Origin of the sequence: Hymenobacter sp. IS2118 (assembly GCF_000715495.1) — a bacterium.
Classification (GTDB): Bacteria; Bacteroidota; Bacteroidia; order Cytophagales; family Hymenobacteraceae; genus Hymenobacter.
Window position 1 is genome coordinate 22,655 of sequence record NZ_JNLX01000046.1, and the last position, 18,602, is coordinate 41,256.

The 18,602-nt window shown below is 60.5% G+C and carries 14 protein-coding genes and 1 pseudogene; 7 read left to right on the plus strand and 8 right to left on the minus strand.

What is annotated here, in order from left to right:
• The first annotated feature begins 55 nt into the window (after positions 1 to 55).
• Together GM79_RS02525 and GM79_RS26430 are read left to right on the plus strand one after the other, a co-directional pair.
• Positions 56 to 1,234, plus strand: coding sequence for a serine protease (locus GM79_RS02525; protein ID WP_051718403.1), 1,179 nt, complete (start codon positions 56 to 58; stop codon positions 1,232 to 1,234).
• A gap of 451 nt (positions 1,235 to 1,685) precedes the next feature.
• Positions 1,686 to 1,847: pseudogene (locus tag GM79_RS26430) on the plus strand (YkvA family protein); the annotation flags it as partial.
• A 560-nt stretch (positions 1,848 to 2,407) separates the two neighbouring features.
• Here the strand turns inward: GM79_RS26430 and GM79_RS02535 are convergent.
• The 6 genes from GM79_RS02535 to GM79_RS02560 all read right to left on the minus strand — a co-directional run bounded on the left by GM79_RS02535 (position 2,408) and on the right by GM79_RS02560 (position 10,306).
• Complete coding sequence (locus GM79_RS02535) at positions 2,408 to 2,674, minus strand: hypothetical protein (RefSeq protein WP_051718405.1); 267 nt, start codon at positions 2,672 to 2,674, stop codon at positions 2,408 to 2,410.
• Positions 2,675 to 2,790: 116 nt separating this feature from the next.
• Positions 2,791 to 6,279 carry an efflux RND transporter permease subunit gene (locus GM79_RS02540; RefSeq protein ID WP_035558738.1) on the minus strand — a complete coding sequence of 1,163 codons (3,489 nt, stop codon included), beginning with the start codon at positions 6,277 to 6,279 and terminating at the stop codon, positions 2,791 to 2,793.
• 63 nt (positions 6,280 to 6,342) lie between these two features.
• On the minus strand, positions 6,343 to 6,702 hold the full coding sequence (locus tag GM79_RS02545) for a four helix bundle protein (RefSeq protein ID WP_035558741.1): 360 nt from the start codon (positions 6,700 to 6,702) through the stop codon (positions 6,343 to 6,345).
• 45 nt (positions 6,703 to 6,747) lie between these two features.
• The gene (locus GM79_RS02550; RefSeq protein WP_081867514.1) at positions 6,748 to 7,938 is read right to left on the minus strand and encodes an efflux RND transporter periplasmic adaptor subunit; all 1,191 of its coding nucleotides are present in this window, start codon (positions 7,936 to 7,938) and stop codon (positions 6,748 to 6,750) included.
• A gap of 55 nt (positions 7,939 to 7,993) precedes the next feature.
• Positions 7,994 to 9,649 (minus strand): TolC family protein, encoded by a 1,656-nt coding sequence (locus GM79_RS02555; protein WP_051718406.1) that lies wholly within the window; start codon positions 9,647 to 9,649, stop codon positions 7,994 to 7,996.
• Between the two features lie 42 nt (positions 9,650 to 9,691).
• The gene (locus tag GM79_RS02560) at positions 9,692 to 10,306 is read right to left on the minus strand and encodes a TetR/AcrR family transcriptional regulator (RefSeq protein WP_035558743.1); all 615 of its coding nucleotides are present in this window, start codon (positions 10,304 to 10,306) and stop codon (positions 9,692 to 9,694) included.
• A 327-nt stretch (positions 10,307 to 10,633) separates the two neighbouring features.
• On the opposite strand from GM79_RS02560, the gene ispF reads away from it, so the two are divergent.
• The 3 genes from ispF (at position 10,634) to GM79_RS02575 (ending at position 14,681) form a co-directional block, all read left to right on the plus strand.
• Entirely contained in the window at positions 10,634 to 11,113 is a 480-nt protein-coding gene (gene ispF, locus GM79_RS02565) for a 2-C-methyl-D-erythritol 2,4-cyclodiphosphate synthase (protein ID WP_035558746.1), read from the plus strand.
• Positions 11,114 to 11,202: 89 nt separating this feature from the next.
• Entirely contained in the window at positions 11,203 to 12,894 is a 1,692-nt protein-coding gene (locus GM79_RS02570; protein WP_051718407.1) for a M28 family peptidase, read from the plus strand.
• 116 nt (positions 12,895 to 13,010) lie between these two features.
• The gene (locus GM79_RS02575) at positions 13,011 to 14,681 is read left to right on the plus strand and encodes a M28 family peptidase (RefSeq protein ID WP_081867515.1); all 1,671 of its coding nucleotides are present in this window, start codon (positions 13,011 to 13,013) and stop codon (positions 14,679 to 14,681) included.
• A gap of 21 nt (positions 14,682 to 14,702) precedes the next feature.
• Here the strand turns inward: GM79_RS02575 and GM79_RS02580 are convergent, their stop codons facing one another.
• Entirely contained in the window at positions 14,703 to 15,089 is a 387-nt protein-coding gene (locus tag GM79_RS02580) for a hypothetical protein (protein WP_152559793.1), read from the minus strand.
• A 34-nt stretch (positions 15,090 to 15,123) separates the two neighbouring features.
• Here GM79_RS02580 and GM79_RS02585 point away from each other — a divergent pair, with 34 nt between their 5' ends.
• Positions 15,124 to 16,509, plus strand: a complete 1,386-nt coding sequence (locus tag GM79_RS02585; RefSeq protein ID WP_035558756.1) for a LutB/LldF family L-lactate oxidation iron-sulfur protein — start codon at positions 15,124 to 15,126, stop codon at positions 16,507 to 16,509.
• Positions 16,510 to 16,599: 90 nt separating this feature from the next.
• Positions 16,600 to 17,643, plus strand: a complete 1,044-nt coding sequence (locus GM79_RS02590) for a hypothetical protein (protein ID WP_051718408.1) — start codon at positions 16,600 to 16,602, stop codon at positions 17,641 to 17,643.
• 21 nt (positions 17,644 to 17,664) lie between these two features.
• On the opposite strand, the gene sdaAA is transcribed toward GM79_RS02590, so the two are convergent.
• Entirely contained in the window at positions 17,665 to 18,567 is a 903-nt protein-coding gene (sdaAA, locus tag GM79_RS02595) for an L-serine ammonia-lyase, iron-sulfur-dependent, subunit alpha (protein WP_035558761.1), read from the minus strand.
• Positions 18,568 to 18,602: the final 35 nt, after the last annotated feature.

Consider the following 18,602-nt stretch of genomic DNA (forward strand, 5'->3'; position numbering starts at 1 on the left):
CGGCACACACGCCGTTTGCTTACCGCCACCGGCTCCGGGCCGGTAGCTCTTACCCATGATGACCGAAGCAGACTACTACGCCTTATTTGAAGCCTACGCCCTGGGCGAGCTGGCCGGGCCTGCCCGCGCCAACCTCGAAGCGCGCCTGGCCGCCGACCCGGCACTGGCCCTGCGTTACGCTGACTTTACGGAGCTGACCGATACCCTGCGCGCTTATGGACAGCGGCAACAGGTGCGCCAGCAATTAAAAAGCATGCACGCCACCATGCTGGCCGCTGACGCGCCCGAAGCATTCATCCCTGCTGGAACCCTTCCTGAGACCGGTCAGCTTACCTCCTCGGTGAACCCCATATTGCGGATTTCGCGCACCGAGCGCCGGCTGCGCGACTTCTGGAACGGCCACCGGGCCACGATGGGCGTAGCTGCTTCGGTGGCGGTGCTGGCGGTGTTCAGCACCTTGCTGGGCCTGGAATGGTGGCGCGCTGCCAAAACCCAGCCTTCGATGTATGGCTACACCGTGCTTCGGCGCGAAGTAGAACGCATCAAGAAGAGCCAGAAGGATTTGAGCATTACGCTAAACCAGTTTGGCCGCTCCGCCGCAACCCCGCCGGTGGCTCGGGAAAGCAGCGGCACCGGCTTCGCCCTGACTTCAGAAGGCTATCTGGTAACGAGTTACCACGTCATCCAGGGAGCTGATTCGGTGCTGGTGGAGGGCCACGACCGCAAGCGCTACCACGCCGAACCGGTGTATTCCGACCGCAAGCACGATTTGGCCATTCTGCGCATCACCGACAAGAAATTCACCGGTTTTGGCCGGCTGCCCTACGCCATCAAAGAAGGCGAGGCAGATTTGGGCGAACGGGTTTATACCCTGGGCTTCCCCCGCGAAGACGTGGTGTACGGCGAAGGCGCTCTGAGTGCCCGCTCGGGCTTCAAGGGCGATACCGCGTTCTACCAGGTTAGCATTCCGGTGAATCCGGGCAACTCCGGCGGCCCGCTGCTCGATGAGCGCGGCAACCTGATTGGCGTGGTAAGCGGCCGGCAGAATGATGCGCAGAGCGCTGCTTTCGCCACCAAATCGTCGTATCTGGTGCGGCTCGTCGATTCTCTGGCTGCCGCCAAACCGGCCGTGCCCTACCTCCTGCCCCGCTACGGGCAGCTGGCGGGTAACAGCCGCCCGCAGCAGCTCAAAAAGCTGCAGGATTATGTATTCGTCGTGAAGGTGTTTGAATAAGCATTGATTTTGTTGGTGATGGCTGCGCTACGCCGCTATTCGCATCAGAAAGGCCTGTTTCTTCATTGAGACAGGCCTTTTTGCTGTTCGTTTTTACCAGTTTTACCTGGCGTTGGGTTTTGCCCCTTTTTCGCTGTTGGAGACACAAATAGCCCCTTTGCCAACAACCTTAACACCCTTATTTCAGTATTCAGACTCAGGCCAAGCGTGCCTGAATCCTACCATTCCATATTACTTAACTCCGCTTCCCGTGGCTCAAAATCAACAAACTCCCCCTAGCAGCAACGACGTTGCTGGCTCGGCTCTTTTCAAGAAGTTCCTGGGCACTGCCGAAGGCTACATCCGCCAGCCCACCCGCATGAAAACGCTGCTGACGGATGCCTACAAAAAGGCCAGCGACAAAAACGACGTGGGCACGCTGGCTCACGAAGCCTGGGAAACCCTCCAGACGATGTTCCGGCTCATCAAGGCCTCGATGTCGGGTGAATACACGGGCGTACCCGGTACGACCATTGCGGCGGCCGTAGCCGTGCTCATCTATTTTCTGAGCCCTATTGACCTGATTCCGGATTTCATTCCGGTGATTGGTTTGCTCGATGACGTGGCACTGGTAGCATGGTTCTCAACTACACTCAAGGGCGAGATGGATAAATTTCAGGAATGGGAAACCAGCAGTGCCCGCGTGGTAGCCGTCACGGGCAGCCCAGCTCAGGCGTATGCCGCCACGGATAAGGAAACGCCGGCTTCGGCGGCAGACGTAGCTGCTTCGGCTACTGCCACGGCCAGCAACGAGGTGAAGCACGATGCCGACGCGCTCGACGAGCAAGCCGAAGCATCAGCAGCCCGTCGTAGCAGCAGCACCGGTACTACCGCACTTTCAGAAGGTGCGGTGCTCTCCAAGGAATCGGCCAAGTCTCACGGCACGACCGACCTGCCCGGCGCTCCTGCGGTGGGTGGCCCTTCGGCTACCGATTCTACCTCCGGTTCCGAGCCCACTACTCCTACCAATGGCCCTACTGTTCGGGCTTGGGAAGGTAGCCGCAACCCTGCGGATGCCGGCAACCTCGATACCGGCGGCAACGTCCGGTAAGTTTCCTCCCGCATCCAACGCAAAAAATCCCGGTAACTCACGTTACCGGGATTTTTTGCGTTGGTGAGAAAACGAATTATTGCTTACGCAGCGGCAGCATGGTCGCGCACGTAGCGCACAAAGTCGCCCACCGTGTACAAAGGCACTTCGTCGGGAATGACGATGCTGAAGTTGCGCTCCAACTCCAGAATGATATCCACTACGTCGAGCGTTTCGAAGCGCAGGTCGCGGGCGAGGCTGGCAGTTTTGCGCACCCGGCTGGCCCGAATGGCTTTGCGCTTGCTGATGATTCGAAAGACCTGCTGTTCAATAGTAGGGCTAAGGGTGGGCCTTGTAGCGGATACGTACATAATAATAAGCAAAAAGGAGGGAGTAGAATTGATGAGAACAGGTTTGTTTAAGGTGCTCGCCGGTCGTTTTTGCTGCAACAAAAACGTACCAGCGAGCTCCCACAACGCCTAAATAGTTAGGCTAGTATTGGCGGCGTAGCCGCCTGTATTTCTTCAGAGTCCACCTCTTCCGAATTGGTTGCAAGGTGGTCTGGGTTTTTTCCGGTTATTTTTCCCTTGAGGGTTTCGCTCAGCAAGTACATCACCGGCACTACCACCAGCGTGACGAGCGTGGCGAACACCAGACCGAAGATGATGGTCCAGGCCAGCGGGCCCCAGAAGGTAACCGACTCGCCCCCGATGAAGAAGTGCGCGTTGCCGGAGGCGAACAGCTCGTAAAAATCGATGTTCAGGCCAATAGCCAGGGGGATGAGGCCCAGCGTGGCGGCCGTGGCCGTGAGCACCACGGGGTTGAGGCGGGTGCGGCCGGCCAGCACAATGGCTTCGCGCAGCGGCATGCCCTGCGCCCGCAGCATATCGGTGAATTCAACCAGGAGAATACCGTTTTTCACCACGATGCCGGCCAGGGCAATGATGCCCACGCCCGTCATCACGATGCTGATGTTCTGACCTGTGATGGCCAGGCCCCAGAACACGCCGGCGATGGAAAACAGAACCTCGGAGAGAATGATGAGCGGCTTGCTGAACGAGTTGAACTGCGTCACCAGAATCAGGAAGATGAGGCCCAGGGCACCGATGCCAGCCATGGGCAGGAAGTCGCTGGTTTCCTTCTGGTTTTCCTGGGCGCCGCCCATGTTGATGGTGTAGCCGGGCGGCAGCGGATAGGATTTGAGCGCCGTTTCGATGTTGGCTACCACGTCGGGGCCGGTGAAGCCGCCCAGCACGTTGGAGCTGATGGTGATAACGCGCTTGGTGTCTTTGCGCTTGATGCCGCCGTAGGTGCTGCCATAAGTAACGTCGGCCACCGAGGAAATGGGCACCTGGCGCACGGCGCCGGTGGCATCGCGGAAGGTGAGCGGCGCGTTCACGATGGCGTCCACGTCGGAGCGGTAGGGCTCGGCGTAGCGCACCTGAATGGGATATTCGTCGTCGGCGGTTTTGAATTTACTGGCCTCGGTGCCGTAGATGGCCGTGCGCACTTCCAGGCCAATCTGGCCGGTGCTGATGCCCTCGCGGTTGGCGCGGGTGCGGTTGATGTTCACGGCAATTTCGGGGTTGCGGTCTTCCAGGTTCGAGCGCAGCTGCTCCACGCCGCCAATGTTGAGCGAGTCGAGGTAGCGGGTCACTTTCTTGGACAGGGCGGCCAGCTTGGGGTAGTCGTCGCCGGCTACTTCAATGGCAATTTCCTTACCCGTGGGCGGGCCGCTGGCTTCCTGGTCCACCGATATTTCGGCGCCCGGAATGCCCTTCACCACCTCCCGGATTTTGTCCATGTAGGTGCTGGTGGCAGGACCGGTGCGGTCGCTCATCTCCTTGAAGGCCACGCCAATTTTGCCCAGGTGCGACTGCGACACGCCCGAAGCTGTGGCTTCGCCGGGGTCGCCGGCGCCGATGGCCACGTTGGTAATCACCGATTCCACGTCGGCGTTTTTCTTACCGATGACACCGTAGATGCGGTTTTCCAGCACGCGCGTTACCGAGTCGGTGACCGATACGCGGGTACCCACGGGCATTTTCAGGTAGGTGTAGATGAACTTGGGGTCGCCTTTGGGGAAGAACTGCACGGCGGGGCTGCGGATGCCCACGGCCACGAAGGAGCCGATGAAGAGGATAATCACGCCCACCATCACAATGGCCGGGTGGCCGATGGACCAGCCCACCAGCTTGGCGTAGCCGTTCTGGAATTTGGGCAGGGCGCGGGTCTGGAACCAGGCAATCATCTTCACCAGCACGTAGCGGTCGAGGGCGATGAAGGCGGCCAGGGCCAGGCAGAGGTTGCCGAGGAAGTGGCCCAGCAGGCCGCTAGTCTTGCCGTCGACGCCTATTTCGGGCGTTTTGCCCAGGGCCAGCACGTTGAACAGAATGCCCAGCGCCACGAGTACGCCCATGGTAATGAGGAAGCCTTTGGTGGCCTTGGGCCGGCGGTGCAGGTCCTCCTCAAAATGCTCCTCGCGCTGCATGAAACTTACGGCAAACACGGGGTTCATCACGAAAGCTACCAACAGCGACGCCATGAGCGTGATGATGAGCGTGACGGGCAGGTAGTACATGAACGAGCCCACAATGCCCGGCCAGAACAGCAGCGGAATAAATGGTGCAATGGTGGTGAGCGTGCCGGCCAGCACGGGCACAAATACTTCGCCCGATGCAAATTTGGCGGCTTTTTCGGTGCTCAGCTCGGGATGCTCGTGCAACAGGCGGTGAGTGTTTTCAATCACCACAATGGCGTCGTCCACCACAATGCCCAGTACGAGCAGGAAGGCGAAAAGCACAATCATGTTCAGCGAGAAGTCGAAGGCCGGCAGGATGAGGAAGGCCAGAAACATCGATAGCGGCACCGACAGGCCCACAAACATGGCGTTGGTGGTGCCCATGAAGAACATGAGAATGAACGTCACCAGCAAAAAGCCGATGATGATGGTGTTGATGAGGTCGTGCAGCGTCACGCGGGTGTCGTTGCTGGTGTCACCGGTCACGGTGATGGTCAACTCCTTGGGCAAGCTGGCCTCCGACTCAGCAATTAGCGCCTTGATTTTATCGCTGGCGTCAATCAGGTTTTCGCCCTGGCGCTTCACCACGTTGAGGGTAATGGCGGGCTTGCCATCGAGGCGGGCGTAGCTTTCGCGGTCCTTGAAGCCGTCGGTAACGGTGGCAATGTCGCCGAGGCGCACAGGCGCGCCGTTGAGGTTCTTGATTTGAATGTTGGCCAGGTTTTCGGCCCGCACGTACTGGCCGGCCACGCGCACGGCGCGCTTCTGCCCGCCCACGTCGATGGTACCGCCCGAAATAGTCACGTTTTCGGCCCCGATGGCGCGCGCAATGTCATTGAAACCCAGGCGCGAGGCCCGCAGCTTGTTCAGGTCCACGTCCACGTTCACCTGCTGGTCGAGGGCGCCGATGATGTCCACGCGGGTGATTTCGGACAGCGCCTCAATCTTATCCTGGAAGTCGTCGGCGTACTTTTTGAGCTGGGCGGCGGGGAGGTTGCCGGCCAGGTTGACGTACATAATCGGCTGCTCGGAAATGTTAACTTCCTTCACCAGCGGGGCGCTGGGCAGGTCGTTGGGCAGCTCCGTGCTGGCCTTGTCCACGGCGTCCTTCACCAGCTGCTTGGCCACCTGCACGTCGATGCCGGAGGTGAACTCGATGTCCACGATGCAGTAATCCTGGTTCGAGGTCGAGTTGATGTGCTTCACCCCGTTGATGCTCTTCATCTCCTTTTCGAGCTGCCGGGTCACCAGGTTTTCAATGTCGGCCGGCGAGGTGCCGGGGTACACCGTGGCCACGATAATGCGCGGAATCACGATGTCGGGAAACTTCTCCTTGCCCAGCTTGAGGTAGGCGAAGATGCCCGCGATGCACAAAATCACCGTGATGATGTAAATGCTCGTCTTGTTATTAATGGACCAACTGGTGGGCCCAAATTCCTTCTCTATATCCTGCATGTTGATTTAGCTGTTAGCTATTAGCTGGTAGCTGATAGCTCTTGGGTTTAAGACAGGTTTCCTTTAGCTATTTGCTTTTAAACGGGCGATGAATCCGTGCAGCATTTTGATTTCTTCTTCCAGCATCTCGGGTAGTGAGCAATCTGCGGGCAGTGTTAACAGGCCAGACTGCACTGCGATAATTAACTGCGTATCCAATTCAAAACAGGAGCCCAAAGCAATTTCCAGAAAGTGCCGGTATTCCTTTTCGCTGCTCCGGCTGCTGCCTTCGGCGATGTTAGAAGGAATTGAAACCGCAGCCCGCGTCATCTGGCTGCGAAGGCTGTATGTCTCCTCGCGGGGCAACTGACGCACCAACTCATAGGTGGATTTTGCAAGTTCAATACCCCGCTGCCATACCTTCAATTCCTTGTAATTTTTCATATTACGCCATCTACTGTTATCCGAGAAAAAGCTAACAGCTAATAGCTAGCCGCTAATAGCTATTAGTTGGCCGTCGTTCAGATTCTGGTAACCGGCCGAGATAATCTGGTCGGCGGCGGTGAGGCCGCTGGTGACTTCCACCTTGCCGTTGTAGGTGTTGCCGGTTTTGATGATGCGCTTTTCGGCGGTCATTTTGCCCTCGGCTTTGCCCACCACATACACGTAGCTGTTCTGCTCGTCGCGCTGCACCAGGTCCACCGGAATAACGGTGGCGGCGGCGGCGGCGTAGTTCTGGATGCGCACCGTGGCCACCATATTGGGGCGCAGGTCGGCGGCTTTGGCGTTTTTCAGGCGCAGCTCCACCGTGAAGGTGCGGCTGGTGGCATTGATGCTGCGGCTCACCACGCGCACGGTGGCGGGCAGCTCCTCGCCGCCCAGGTCCGGAATGGTCACCACGGCATTATCGCCGGCCTTGATGCTGTTGCCGTAAGCCTCCGACACGTCGGCCAGAATCTTGCCGCCCGTGCCGCCGTTCAGGCGCACTACCGGCGCACCGGGCGCGGTAATTTCGCCCAGCTTGGGCAGCACCTCATCCACAGTACCCGAGAACGGGGCAATTACGTTGTAAAGGGCCTTTTGCTGGTTGAGGGTATTGAGGCCGTTTTGCAGGGCGCGGTAGTTGTTGCGGGCCGTCAAGAACTGCACTTCGGTGCCAATCTGCTGGTCCCAGAGGCTTTTTTGCTTCTCGTAAATCACGCGGGCCAGGTCCATGCGGGTTTTCAATTCGGCGACGTTGGCATCGAGGATGCTGGCATCCACGGTGGCGAGCACCTGGCCCTTGCGCACCCGGTCGCCGCGCTGCACGCGGATGCTGGTGAGGGTACCGGCGGCCCGGCTGCCCACAGTGGCATTCTGGTCGAAATCGACGCGGCCCTGCACTTCCAGGTAGCTTTTGAAGCTCTCGGGCTTGGCGTTCATCACGCTCACGGGCGTGGCCGGAGCGGTTTCGCCGGGGCCGGTTTTGGCTTCGAGGGTGGCTATTTTAGCCTGCGTGTCGGCCTGCTCTTTCTTGAGTTTGGCCAGCTCGGCTTTGGGGTCTTCGGCGCCGCCGCAGGAAACGGTGATTAAGCTGATAGCTATTAACTGGTAGCTAATAGCCTTTTTGAGGAAGCTGTTTTTAGGGGAGCTGTTAGCTAATAGCGGCTGGCTGTTAGCTTTTTTGAAAGACAAGTTCATTGTAGGACATTCTAAGGTTTGACAAGGAGAAAAGCTACTGGCTAACAGCTACTAGCTAACGGCTATTTTTATACAGCTCGCCGGTCGCTTTGTCGCGGTCCACTTTGGCTACCAGCACGTCGTAAATCGCGCCGTAGTAGTTGGTCTGGGCCGAGCGCAGGTCGGTTTCGGCCGTAATCACCTCCAGGTTGGAGCCCACACCGGCATTGAACTTGATGCGCGTGACGCGGGCCACGTCGGTGGCCAGGGTCAGGTTGGCCTGCTGGTTGTCCAGCACGTCGAGGGCGTTGATGAGCGTAGTGCGGCTCTGGGCATCCTGCAAGTCAATGCTTTGCTTCAGCGTCTCGAAGCCGCGCTCAATCGTCTGCTGCTGCAGGCGGCTCTGCTGCACCAGGTACTTGCGGCGGAAGCCATCGAACACCGGCACCTGCAGGCTCAGGCCCACGTTGCCAAAGCCGAACCAGTTCTGGTTGACAAAGCCGGCCGAGTTGCGCGAATCCGGACCGCGAAAGGCAAACAGCTCGCTGGCCTTGTTCGCCGAGCCCGTGAAGCCGTAGGCGCCCGAGAGCACGAGACGCGGGTAAGCGCCAGCCTGACGGTTGCGCAGGTCGAGGCCGGCCAGGGCCTGCTGGGTTTCCAGGGTCGAGAATTCGATGCGGTTGTTGTAGTTGAGCGCGCCGCGAGCCGCTACCGGCTGGCCGCCCGACAGCGCGTTCTGCTGGTCGAGGCGGTTTTGGGCGGCGGGGTCGCTGCTAGTCTGGGCCGGGGCCGTGGGCAGGTCGCCCAGGCCGTTCACGCCGCCGCCGGTGCTCATATCGGCCACGCCGAGGCGCTGGCGCAGGGCGCCGGCATCCACCACGGCTGCGCCGAGCGAGTCGGTGAGCTGAATGCGCTGCTGCTGCGGCAGGCCCATCTGAAACTTGAGCAAGCCCACGCTCAGCTCGGTGAGGCGCTGGGCTTTCTGCTGCTCCACCACCAGGTTGTTGCGCTGCACGCGCAGGCGGTCCACGTCGAGCTTCTCCACAAAACCAGCTTTGTAGGTTTCATTGGTCTGATACAGCACGGTATCGAGGCGCTGCACGTTGCGGGCCAGCAGCGCCAGGCGCGAGCGGGCCACCAGCGTGCTGTAATACGCCTTACTCACCTGCTCCACCACGTCGATTTCGGCCTGCTGGGTTTGCTTCTTGGCCAGCTCGGTGTACACCTTAGCCGCCTTCAAACCAATCAGATACGCGCCATCGAAGAGCAGCTGCGATACCGAAGCGCTGGTGTTGCCGGCGAATTGCAGGCCAAAGGCGAACGGCTGCGGCGGCACGGCCAGGCTGCGCTGTTCCAGCACTACTTCCTGACCGCTGCTGGCATCGGCCACTTTGCCGGGCGTGAGCACGGTTTGCTGCACCGGGAAGTTCACCAGGCTCTTTTGCAGCTTGAAGTTGTCGGAAATGGTGGCGCCTACGTTCACCTGGGGCAGGCCAGCACTCTTGATTTCGCCCACTTTGGCGGCGGCGGCAGCCTCGCCCAAGCGGGTGGCCAGCAGGCTCGATTTGTTCTGAACGGCGTAGCTCACCGCCTGTTGCAGGCTCAGGGGCATGGTGCCCGTGGTGGGCGGGGCGACCGGCAGCGCGGCCGGAGCCGACTGGGCAAGCAGTGCCTGTGGCACGGCGGCACTCAGGGCCACCAGCAGCAGTGTTTTTGGTCGAAACAGCATCATTATTAACAGCAAAAAGGGAACGGGGAAGCGGGGAAAAGCGGGTTATTCTTGCTCCGTGACGTGGCGGAGGTCGTTGATGAGCTTGTGCCCCTTGAGCGAAGCAATGCCCAGCATGTAGTGTTCGATGATGACCTGCTGCAGGCGCTGCACGTCGAATTGCCGGGGCGGAAACACGTCGGGGTTGAAGGCCAGCTCAATCTGGGCCAGGCGCAGGCGGGCCAGCACGGGCACGTCGAGGTCGGCGCGGAATAGCTCCTCGCTCATGCCCCGGCGCAGGTTATCGGTTATTTGTTCCAGAATGTACTCCTGCTTGTGGTCGAGCCAAAGCTGCCACGTGCTGGGGTGAAACTTCTGCATATCGTAGAAGATGCTCGGGTGCACCTCGCTGAACTGCTGGCGCATCCAATTCATCATGCCGAACAGCTCGTCCACCGCCGAGGTGGCCTGCGCCTGCATCCGCTCGCAGTCGTGCTGCGCTTCTAGCAGGTGTCGGGTCATCACGCCTTCCACAATCTGGTCTTTGTTCTCGAACCATTTGTAGAGGGTCTTTTTCGACATGCCCAGGTCGGCGGCAATGTCGTCCATACTCACGCTTTTGATGCCATTGCGCATGAAAAGCTGCTGCGCCTGGCTCAGGATTCGGTCTTTGATTTCCATAATTAACGCCGCAAAGATACAATGGAAACTTTTATTGTGCTCAAAGTTTCCATTTTCTTTTTAGCGCCCCAGTCGGTTCCGGGCACTTTCCGCTTTGATGTGACGCAGAGCGGCTCCGTTTACTTTACAGTATTTGGAAAATAGCTGCGGAATAGCTGCCATCTTTAACTAATTTTGATAGCAATGCAAAGCTAATATTTTTAGCGGATTTTTATTCATTAATCGTGTTATTAAATTATAAATGCCGTCTCCCGGTATTTTGCAGACCATAAACCCTGCGCCGGGTACTTTTGCAGCAGCCGCGTCGGCTCTACCTTATTCCACCTCATGAAAATTCGCACCGGCTTCGGCTACGACGTTCACCAATTGCAGGAAGGCCTGCCGTTCTGGCTCGGCGGCATTCTGGTACCGCACACCCACGGCGCGCTCGGCCACTCCGATGCCGACGTGCTCATCCACGTTATTTGCGACGCGCTGCTGGGCGCGGCCAACCTGCGCGACATCGGCTTCCACTTCCCCGACACCGACCCGCAGTACAAGGGCATCGACTCCAAAAAACTTCTCTCCGGCGTGATGCGCCTGCTGCGGGAGAAGGGCTACGAGGTGGGCAACATTGACTCCACCATCTGCCTGGAGCAGCCCAAGGTGAACCCGCACATCCCGGAAATGCGGCGCGTGCTGGCCGCCGTAATGGGCATTGCCGAAGACGATATTTCCATTAAAGCAACCACCACCGAAAAACTGGGTTTTGTGGGCACGGGCGAAGGCGTGGCGGCCTACGCCAGCGTCCTTATTCACCAGGTGTAAACCACACCCGCGCCCTTTCAAAATGACCTGCCGGCTTTGCTGAAGCAGGGCCACCCCCCACGCCTGTTTCCCACCATTCTTACTTATTCATGAATAAAACCTCCCTCCTGCTGGCGTTCCTGGCCCTGGCCAGCGCAGCCCCGGCCGACGCGCAAACCAAGATAAAAGTCAAAAACAAGAGCAGCAAAACCGGCACCACGAAAGGCAAAATGACGGTTCCGACCGAGCAGGTGCTTTTCCCCACCCCAGCCCCAACTCCCGCCGATTGGAGCGTGCAATACGCTGATATGGTGACGGCCGAGCGCCTGCGCACGCACCTGGCAGTACTAGCTTCGGACGAGTACGAAGGCCGCGAAACCGGCATGAAGGGCCAGCACATGGCGGCCGAATACGTGGCCACGCAGTTCAAAACGGCCGGCCTCACGGGGCCCGTGGCCACCGGTACCGACCCGTACCAACAGCGCTTCAACCTGGAGCAGGTGACCTGGGCCGACGGTGCCAGCCTGAAAGTGGGCAAGAACAGCTACCAGTGGCTGGTTGATTTCTATGGCATGGGCGACTCGCCCTTTGCCGAGGTTACAGCCGTGACGCCAGTGTTTGTGGGCTACGGCATCGAGCAGGACGGCTACTCCGATTACAAGGGCGTGGACGTGAAGGGCAAAGACATTCTGGTGGCGCTGGGCGAGCCCACCGGCCCCGACGGCAAAGCGCTGCTGAGCGCCGACGGCTCGCCCACCAAATGGGGCACCGACTACCGCGCCAAAGCCCAGATGGCCTCGCAGAAAGGCGCCCGCTCGGTATTTTTCGTGAGCTTCAACCCCACCAGCAACTTTGCCAAGCAGGCCGCTCGCCTGGCCCCCAACATCAGCCGCGCGGCTACGGTAATGGCCAACTCGGACCGGCCCACCCGCACGCCGGCCTTCTTCATTTCGCCGGCCGTGGCCCTGCAGGTGCTGGGCACTTCGGATGCCAACGTGCAGAAGCACCTGGCCAAAATCAACACGGCCAAGCAGCCGGTGGCTTCCCCTTTCAAGGTGAAGCCCATGCAGCTGAAAGCCGCTCGCAAGCGCGTGCCGCTGGGAACGGAAAACGCGCTGGGCTTCATTGAAGGCAGCGATTTGAAGCAGGACATCATCGTGATTTCGGCCCACCACGACCACCTCGGCATTCAGGACGGCGTGGTGTTCAACGGCGCCGACGACGACGGCTCGGGCACCTCGGCCATCATTACCCTGGCCGAAGCGTTTGCCAAAGCCAAGGCCGAAGGCCACGGGCCGCGCCGCAGCCTGCTGTTTCTGAGCGTGACGGGCGAGGAGAAGGGCCTATTCGGCTCGGAGTACTACGCCAAAAACCCCATTTTCCCGCTGGCCCAAACCATGGTGGACCTGAACGTGGACATGATAGGCCGCACCGACGTGGAGCACGAGGGCAAGCCCGACTACATCTACGTCATCGGTTCCGACAAGCTGGCCTCGCAGCTGAAGGTGGTGCAGGAGGCGCAAAATGCCAAATACACCCAGCTCGACCTGGACTACCGCTTCGACGACCCCGCCGACCCCAACCGCTTTTACTACCGCTCCGACCACTACAACTTCGCAGTAAACAAAGTCCCGGTTTCGTTCTTCTTCAACGGCGTGCACGCCGACTACCATCAGCAGAGCGACGAAATTGAGAAAATCGAGTTTCCGAAAATGGAGAAGCGCGCCAAGCTCGTGTTTCACCTGGCCTGGGAGCTGGCCAACCGCGACGAGCGCATCGTAGTGGACTCGAACAAGCCGTAATTCCAAGGCTGCGGGTTGCGTTGGGCAACCGCAGGGGAACGTCATGTTGCGCACAGGCGCGGCATGACGTTCTTTTTTAGCCTTCTCGCCTTCCTTTTCATCCTTTCTACTTTTTTGTGAAGACTGTTTTATTGTCCGGGCTGCTGGTGCTGGCCCACGGCTTACCCGTGCTGGCCCAGCAGGCGGCCCCCAACGCAAAAACCAAGGCCGCCACCGAGACCCCGGCCACTCCAGACCGGGCCCGGACTTACGCGGCCACCATCCGGCCCGAAGAGCTGCGCAGGCACCTGACCGTGGTGGCGTCGGATGCTTTTTTGGGGCGCGAGGCAGGCCAGCCGGGGCAGAAGCTGGCGGCTGCGTATTTGGTGCAGGAGTTTGCGGCGCTGGGACTGCAAGGCCCCGTGCCCGGCAGCGACAGTCCGTACTTGCAGCACTTCCTGCTCACGCGCGGCACCCACGCGCCAAGCGGCTACGTGCAGGCCGGCGGCCAGCGCTACGAGTGGCTGCGCGACTTTCTGAGCTACGGCGCCATGCTGTCGGCTTTTCCGGCGGAAACGGCATTGCAGCCGGTATTTGTGGGGTTTGGCGTGGAGCAGGGGGCTTATTCAGATTATGCCGGCCTCGATTTGCGGGGCAAGGACGTGGTGGCCCTGATGGGCGAGCCGCAGGACGCGCGCGGCCGCAAGCTGCTCCGGCCCAGCGGCCGCGCGGCCACCTACTGGGATTCCGGACTGCGCAAAGCTGCCCTGGCCAAGGCCAAGGGCGCGCGCAGCATCTTCCTGGTCACGTTTGCGCCCACCAAAGAATTCAGCAAGCAGGATGTGGCGTTTACTGCTTCGCTACGCGAACCGGTTTTTGGGTTGACCACGCCGGGCCCGGCCATTGTTGATACCGTGCGGGAGGATATTCCGGCGGGCATGGGCGTGTACCTGACGTCTCTGGACCTGGGCCTGCAGCTGGCCGGCACCACGCTGCCGGGGCTGCGGGAGTACGTTCGGGAACTGGAGCGCGCGGGCAAGCCGGTGCGGCCGTCCTTTCAGCCGCCGGCTACCACTATTTCCCTGCCGCAGGGGCAGGAGCAGCTCACGACCGAGAATGTGCTGGGCTTCCTGGAAGGGACTGATAAGAAGGACGAGGTGCTGGTCATTTCCGCCCACTACGACCATTTGGGGGTGAAAAACGATACCATTTACAACGGCGCCGACGACGACGGGTCGGGCACGGTGGCGATGCTGGCCCTGGCCAAAGCCTTTGCCCAAGCCAAGGCCGAAGGCCACGGACCCCGCCGCAGCATCCTGTTTGCGGCCATGACGGCGGAGGAAAAGGGGCTTTTCGGGTCGGAATACTACACGGCCAACCCCGTGGTGCCGCTGGCCAATACCATTGCCGACCTCAACATCGACATGGTGGGCCGCACCGACCGCAAGCACAGCCCGAAGCGGCATTTTGTGTGCATCGTGGGCTCCGATAAACTGTCGTCGGAGCTGCACGCCATCAACGAAACGGCTAACCGCACTTACACCAAGCTGGAGCTGGACTACCGCTACAACGTGCCGAACGAGCCCGAACAGATTTACTACCGCTCTGACCACTACAACTTTGCACGACGCAAAATCCCGGTCATTTTTTATACTACCGGCGAGCACGCCGACTACCACAAGGCCACCGACGACGTGGATAAAATCGAATTCGATAAGCTGGCCGAGCGGGCGCAGCTGGTATTCCACACCGCCTGGGAGCTGGTGAACCGGGAGCAGCGGATTGTGGTGGACTCGAACAAGCCGTAAGCAGCACCGGGCTCTATCAATTTAAAGACCAGCTACTTGCAGGGCCTTACCAGACAAAGCAACGCCCTGGGCGCGCAGAAATTGCAACAGCTCTTTTTCGGCTGCGGGTGTGGTCAGCTTGAGGTAAAAGGAAACATTGTGCGTGGGCAGCTCCAGCAGCAGCTGGGAGCTCGCGAAAAACCGCTCGGGCAGGTAGTCGGCCTGGCTGATGGATTTATATTCGTAATAATCCGTCCGCAAAATCTTAACTTCCAGCTTATTGTTATGTAGCACCAGCCGGGGACTCATGGAGTTGTAGGAATGGCCAAAAGGCAGAAAGCCAAACAAGGTGAACCCGGCGCGAATTTCGTTGACTGCTACGGGAAAACCATTGGCAGGCAATGGGTTGGGAATGAATGACGAGGTCATATAATTTAGGTAGACAGCAAAAAAACCGAGGCCCATGCTTACGAAAAAAAGCCAATTTCAGCTCGATAGCGAAGCCAAAGCCTTCGACCGTGAGCACCGCCGCAAAATCCGCTTCAATATCGGCAAGTACGATGCGGCCGTGAGCGTCGGCCTCAAGCTCTACGACCAGCACGAGCTGGCCCGCGACCGCGGCGCCTACCTCAAGGCCACCGTGCTCGAAAAGCTCGATGAGTACCTGCTGCAGTTCGAGGCGGCCTTCACGGCACGCGGCGGCCGCGTAATCTGGGCCCGCGACGCGGCCGAGGCCCTGGCCGAAATCGGCAAGCTGACCACGGCCCACAACGCCAAAACCGTGGTGAAGGCCAAAAGCATGACCACCGAGGAAATTCACCTCAACAAGTACCTCGCCACGCAGGGCATCGAGTCCGTTGAAACCGACCTGGGCGAGTACATCGTGCAGCTGAACGGCGAGCGGCCCTACCACATTGTGACGCCCGCTATGCACCTGAGCAAGGCCGACATCAACAACATTTTCGTGAAGCACCTGGGCACGAAATCCACCGACGACGCCCAGGAGCTGGTGCTCACGGCGCGGCACCTGCTGCGCAACAAGTACACCAGTGCCGAAGTGGGCGTGACCGGCGGCAACTTCCTGGTTGCCAAAGAAGGCGGCGTGGCCGTGACCGAGAACGAGGGCAACGCCCGCCTCTCGGCCACCTTCCCCAAGCTGCACATTGCCATTGTGGGCATCGAGAAAGTGATTCCCGAGCTGACGGATTTAGACCTGTTCTGGCCCCTGCTGAGCACCAGCGGCACCGGCCAGCAGGTGACGGTGTACAACACCGTGTACTTCGGGCCGCGCCAGCCCGGCGAGGTGGACGGGCCCGAGGAAATGGTGGTGATTCTGCTCGACAACGGCCGCACCAACCTGCTGGCCCAGCCCGACAAGCGCGCCGCCCTGCGCTGCATTCGTTGCGGCGCCTGCCTCAACGTGTGTCCGGTGTACAAAAACATCGGCGGGCACACTTACGAAACCACGTACTCCGGCCCCATCGGCTCCGTCATCAGCCCGCACCTGAGCGGCCTGCCCGAGCACCAGCACCTGAGCTTCGCCAGCAGCCTGTGCGGCGCCTGCACCACTGTGTGCCCGGTACGCATTCCGCTACACAACCTGCTACTGCTCAACCGTAAGCAAAGCGTGCAGGAAGGCCATGCGCCCACCGAAGAGCGGCTGGCCATCGGCCTGTGGAAGTGGAGCATGCAGCACCGCTGGGCCCTGGATGTGCTGCCTGCCAAAGTGAAGGACTGGAGCCTGGGCCGCCTGCTGGGCCAGGTGGGCTGGAGCAAGCGCCGCGCCGCGCTGGCGGTGGCGCCGGCCTCATTCCGGGAGCTGTGGAAGCAGCGGGCAGCAACGCTTTAGCTGGCTCAGGGCTTTGGATAGCCGGCTATTTGGTGGCGTTGTGCGTAACAGGCATTTCCGCCTTTTATGCACCCTTACCTCCTACTTGTTTTGCGCGTTTTTACCGGACTGGGGGGCGTCATTCTGATTATCACCACGGTATCGGCGGCCATCCGCTCGTTTGTGCTGCCCCGCAACGAGGTAGTGTCCATGAACGTGAAGGTATTCGTCTGGATACGGGGGCTGTTTGAGGCCACGGCCAAGCTGGCCAACTCCTACGAGCGGCGCGACCGCATTATGGCCCACTACGCGCCGGTGGCCCTGGTGGCGCTGCCGTTGGTGTGGGAGGCACTGGTGGGGCTGGGCTACACCAGCCTCTACTGGGCACTGGGCGAGGGCAGCTGGAAACGCTGCTATGAGCTAAGCAACAGCTCCCTGATGACCCTGGGCACTACCAGCACACGGCACATCGGCATCGCCGTGCTCTCCTACTCCGAAGCGGCCCTGGGCCTGTTGCTACTCACGCTGCTGCTCTCCTACCTACCTACCATCTACCAGGCGTTTTCGCGGCGTGAGGTGACGGTGGGACTGCTGGAGCTGCGGGCCGGCACCCCACCCACGGCTTCGTGTCTGCTGGGCTGGCTCAACCACGACGGCTCGGTACAGAACGACGACCAGCAATGGGCCGACTGGGAGCGGTGGTTCGTGGAGATTGAAGAAAGCCACACGTCGCTGCCCATCCTCGCCTTCTTTCGCTCGCCCCAGCCCGGCCGTTCCTGGGTGGTCAGCAGCGGGCTGATTCTGGACACGGCGGCCCTGCTCTTTGCCGTGGTAGACGGCCCCCGGCCCCGGCAGGTGGAAATCACTTTTAAGGCCGGCTGCCTCGCCCTGAACCGGGTGTATCGCTTTTTCGACGATAAAGCCAATACCGAGCCCGACTACCTCGGGCCGGGCGACGGCCTGAAAGCCCCCAGCCGCGCCGACTTTGACCTGGCCTGCCACGAGATGGCGGAAAAAGGCCTGACGCTGCTCGAAGACCGCGAAGCCGCCTGGACGCACTTCCACGACCTGCGGAATCGCTACGTAACGGCCCTGCGCTTTCTGGCCCGCCTGACCATGGCCCCGGGCCTGGCCAACGTGAGCGGTACCCGCTAGCCTCGTGGGCCGCAAGCGCGGCTACTCCCCGTCGTCGGGCAGAATGTTGATGTCCTGCACCAGCACGCGCTGCTCGATTTCCTTGCCGCGCTTGGTGGCGGCCAACCCGCCCAGGGCGGTTTCCTTGTAGCGCGTTTCCATGGCCTGGCCCACTTCGCCGAGGGCCGCCACGCACTGGTCCACGGGAATAACCGGGTCGATACCGGCAATGGCAATCTGGGCCGAGCTGAAGGCAATGGCCGCCGCCGAAGCATTGCGCACCACGCAGGGCACTTCCACCAGCCCGGCCACCGGGTCGCAGACTAGGCCCAGCATGCACTGAATGGTGACGGCCACGGCGGCAAACACCTGCTCGACCGGCCCACCCAGGCAATACACAATGGCGCCACTGCCCATGGCCGCCGCCGAGCCGGTTTCGGCCTGGCAGCCCCCCACGGCCCCGGCCAGCGAGGCATTTTGCTCGATGATGAGGGCGATGCCGGCCGCCACGAGCAGTCCTTCCAGAATCTGGCGGTCAGAGAGCTTATGCAAATCCTGAATGGTGACGAGCACGCCGGGCAGGATGCCGGAGGCGCCGGCCGTGGGCGCGGCCACCACGCGGCCCATGCAGGAGTTCACCTCCTTGGCACCCAAGGCGCGGGTTATAAGCTGCTTGAATTCGGGCGAAAGCACGGTGACGGGCGAGGCGGCAATTTTCTTGGCCCCGTTGTTTATCATGCCCGAGCGCGAGGTCATGTCGCCGGTCAGGCCCTCGTGCACGGCGTCGCGCATCACGTCGTAGGCGCGCTGCAGGCCGGTCCATATTTCGTCTTCGGTGCGGCCTTTTTGCTCAATTTCATAATCGAGCACGGGCTGGTGCAGGGGCTCGCCGGTAGCGGCGCAGTGCGCGCCCCAGGAGGCAAAATCGTTGAAGAGAAGCGACATGACGGGTGGGATTGAGACAGGGAAGTGAGGGCTAA